At 60.2% G+C, this 4109-nt stretch carries 2 protein-coding genes; both read right to left on the reverse strand.

Annotated elements, in window-relative coordinates; translation table 11 throughout:
* Nucleotides 1-12: 12 nt before the first annotated feature.
* On the reverse strand, nucleotides 13-525 hold the full coding sequence (locus G495_RS0114455) for a hypothetical protein (RefSeq protein ID WP_028588354.1): 513 nt from the start codon (nucleotides 523-525) through the stop codon (nucleotides 13-15).
* Nucleotides 522-4058: a phage head morphogenesis protein gene (locus G495_RS0114460; protein WP_245588449.1), complete on the reverse strand. Its 3537-nt coding sequence runs from the start codon at nucleotides 4056-4058 to the stop codon at nucleotides 522-524. Before G495_RS0114460 ends, G495_RS0114455 begins: the two co-directional genes overlap by 4 nt.
* Nucleotides 4059-4109: the final 51 nt, after the last annotated feature.

Genomic DNA, 4109 nt, shown 5'->3' on the forward strand with positions numbered 1-4109 from the left:
TATAGCGCAGTTTCATGACCAGTCCTCCGCGATCCGGAGATGTTCGGCCAGAAGCTGGTCGTCGATCAGGCGGAATCTCTCGGCATTTTTCTTCCTGTAGGCGATCCAGCGTTGCCAGTCCGCCGCGAGTTCGGGCTCCGAGACCGGCTCGATCATTTCGACATGGTGAATGCGGCCCAGGTTGTCGGTCAGATCGACAATTAGCCACCCTTCGGCCTTCTTACCGTCATGTTCGGCTGTCAGGGTGTCTTCCACCCGGACATCCACCACCTTGATGGTGTGGGCGTGCTGGAAGCCCTCGTCGTAACCGAGCGCCTTCCACAACAGCCAGAAATCGGTGCGCAGATGGTTGCCAGCAGCGTCGAAATGGGGTGCGATCCGGGTGACGGTGAAGCTGTCCACCAGGGTATCCAGAAAGAGATCCCCGGATTCTCTGACCGTCATGCGGCTGCCCCGGCTGTTGAACCAGTGCAGCGATTCCTGCAGCCGCCGTTTCTCCTGCTCGATAAAGTCCTTCATGGTCATTGTTTGCGTTTGCTCCAGCTTTGCGGGGTATGGACGATGTCCTCCACCTTGCGCCCGTCGGGCAGTTTCTTGATGCCACGCCTGGTGAAACTCTGGATGATCTCCCGGCGTTCGTTGTCGCTTCTGGCCACGATGAACTCGATGTTGTCCAGCAGTGTCACCGAGTATTTGAAGATGGTCTCGTTGCCATGGCGCTGCGAGAATCGCTTCCAATCATCGATACTGGCTCCCCGGTTGCGCTGCACGTAGTCGTCGATCACCTTGCCGTAGGCGTCATGGTCATAGCTGATGGCGTCCATGCGCCGCAGCATCTGTTTCTTGAAGTAGAGGGCCGGTGAGGCGTCGCTGGCCGGTTGCTTCTTGATTCGGGTGAAGAAATAGCTCGCGCCACCGGTCTGCATGTCGGCCACCGGGGACATTCCTCCCGGAGCCACGCCCATGCGCATCTTCTCGACCGTGCTGACCATGGCTCCGTTGTTCTCCATGATCAAGTCGATGAAGCCGGACATGCTCTCACCGTTGGTCAGATCGTGGACCAGCGAATAGCCCTTCATCTGTTTTTCCAGGTCCTCCTCGGTGATGTCGAACCGGAACTGGTGCCGGTATCCGCCCTTGGCGTCGCGGTCCAGAAAGCCCGCCTGATATTCGCCCAGCGGGTTGTATCCGGAAAGCTGGGTGATGTCCTGGACGCCCAGTTCCTTCTGCCAATAGCCGCGCAGGGCCTGGACCCGCTCGGTGGTGGTGGCGTTGCGGTCGTCGAGGGATTTCTGCAGCCGTTTGAAGTCGGCGCTTTTGTCGGTCTTGCGTATGTAGGCGAGCTTTTCGAGATACATCTGCTCGGCGTTTTCCGCCGTGGCCACCCGGGTATCGATGCCGAGCTGTTCGAGCTTTTCCAGCATCGCCTCGACCCGTCCGGGGGTGGCGTCGCCTTCCAGGATCATTTCCAGCTCGCCGCGCTGGGCATAGAGGTTGGTGTCCGACCAGGGGCGATAGCGGACCCGGGTGCCGTCCTCGAAGGTGACGGTGTACTGGTGTCCGTCCTGCATGCGGGAGTTGTGATTGAACAGCGCCCGATTGTCGATGTCGTCGGCCTCTACAGTGATGGTGCCGGAACCGATCCTGCGCTTGGTGTGGGTCACCTTGCCGCGCTCCACCTTAAACGGCGGTTTCTCCTTGGGTTTCTGCGCGTCGAGCTTGGGCAGATACTGTTCGAAAACGCCATTGGTGGCCCGGTCCCAATCGACGGACTCCTCAATCTCCTTCACCCATTTCAGATAGTGGTCCGCCATCTCCTTGACCTTGGGGTCGGCGCTCTTCTGCAGGGTCTCCAGTTTCTTGCGCAGGCGCAGGGCCTTGTCGATCTTGGTCCGGTTGTACTTGCCGTCGCCCACGTGGAAGTTGACGTTTTTGACGGCGTCCAGAATCGTCGGAAAGAAGCTGTCTTCGACCAGCGGCTGTCCCTTTTCACCGGCCGCCGTCTGCACATACCTGCGCAGCACCTCGTCGATGCGGCGGTCGGTATCCGGCCGGATCTTCATCTTGACCACGGTGCGCTTCTTCCCCTTGAAGCTCTCGGTGAAGATCAGCGCGTTCTGGTCTTCCACGTCGCCGCTGTCGAAGGGCAGCGTCTTGCCCTGCCAGCCGAGCTTGCGGGCCTCCTCGACCAGGGCTTCCTCTGTTGAGGAGAGCAGCTTTTTCTTGCCGGTGGCGGTACTCAGCTTGTCGAAACGGAACCCCCGATCCCCCAGCACATCGGCGTAATAACCCTCGAAGTCCCGCCGGAGATTGTGTTTCCGCTCCAGGGCCAGATCGTAGAAATGCCGCAGCCCGGCCGGGTCCTTGGCGAACCGTCCCTCGGCGTAGGGCCGCAGCAGATCGAGGTAATCCTCGTCGGCGATCCTTTCGACCTCCTGGATGTAGCGCAGGGTCGCGTTCGGATCGACCCGTACCTTCCCTTCCTTGGCCGCCCGGAAGACCTTGTTGTAAAACGGCTCTTCCTCGCCGCAGACGCCGTTGGGGTGATAGTCGAGCGAGAGCTTGTCCTGGCCCAGAAACTTGAATGCCTGGCCTTTGTCGATGCCGTAGACGCGACCGTCCCGAGCACGGATGAACTGCTTGGAATGTCCGTCGTGGTTAGCGATCAGCCAGTCGACCACATGCTCGCGCTGGATCTGCTCCAGTTCGATGGTGGTCAGATCCTGGGGCAGGATGTTGCGAAAATCGAAGTCGTCCCGCAGATCCGTGCGCCATTTCTGGATGGAGCCGGTGCGACCGTTCAATTGGATGGTGCGCACCTCGATGGAATGATGGTCGATCAGGCGACCGATCTTGTAGGCGGCTTCCTCTCCGAAGGCGATGAACTCATCGTCCTTGCGGCCAATGGGCTTGAACAGCCATTTGTCGCCGTTCTCATCGGTCCAGAACTCCTTTTCGTGTGCGCCGCCGACAGCGGCCTTGCCGGATTTCTTGAATTTCGAAGACAGACCCTTCTGCTGCCACGCGGTATCGACGGTGGCGAACTCCGCGCCTTTCTTGCCGATCTTGGGCTCAGGCGGCTTGACCGGGATCGGCTGTGGAGCCGGTTTCGGCGTTTCCGTCTTCGGCGTGGCGGGCTTGGCCGGTGCGGTTTTCTTCTTGCCGCCATGCTTTTCGGCCCAGGCTGCGTGCTTGGTGTCGATGCTGGCCTGAACCGCCTTGATTTTCGCCGGGTCGGTCTCGGTGAAGAGCGTAGTCAGCTCGTCTTTGTTGGCCCATTGCCAATACTGGACCTTGGTCTCCTTGGCGAGCGTCTTGAGCTCCGCCGATTTCAGCTTGCCGACCTGGTCCTGGAAGAGCTGTTTTTTGAAGCCGATTTCCTTGCTGTGGGCCACAAGCAGTTCCTGGGGCAGATCGGTGCCACCGGAAACCGCTTGTTCCGCCTTGGCAATCGCGTCGAGGAAATCCTTGTATCCGGTCGGCGTGTCGGGAACGACGACGGCCTTGGCGGCGTCTTCGAGGGCCGTTTTCTGTTTCAGGATCAGCTTTTGTTTGGCCTCGTCGACTGCCTTTTTCTTGACCGACTCGGCCATGTCGGCTCCGGCCTTCTTCTGCAGCGCCTCGACAAGCTGCTGCTTGTTCTTGAGGATGCCGATGCCGTGCTTCTGTTTGGCCGCCGCGAGTTCCTTGCCCATCAGTCCGCTGTGGTCCACGCCGGGTTCCAGCTTGTCCAGTAGCTCGATGGTCTCCTGCTTGGTCATGTTGAGGGAGATGCCGTTCTCCTTCGCCATCTCCTTGAGCTGCTGGGCGGTCATGCCCTCCAGCCCCTCGGCGGGCGGGATCTTCGCCATCTGGGCGGCGAGCAGCTTGGCCTGTTTGAGTTCCGCCTGCTTCAGTCCGAGCAACTCGACCAGTTCTTCCTTGGTCCGCAGCAGGCCGATCTTGTGTTCCTTGAGCTTGGCGCTGAGCGCCGCTCCGGCCAGGTCGCCGTGATCGATCCCTGGTTCGGCCAGGTCGAGTAGCTTGATGAAATCGGCCTTGGTCCGGGCGATGGCCACGCCGTTCTGTTTAGCCAGAGTCTGGAGCTGTTTGACCGTCAGCGAACCGAG

It is taken from the genome of Desulfocurvus vexinensis DSM 17965, from assembly GCF_000519125.1.
Taxonomy (GTDB): domain Bacteria; phylum Desulfobacterota; class Desulfovibrionia; order Desulfovibrionales; family Desulfovibrionaceae; genus Desulfocurvus; species Desulfocurvus vexinensis.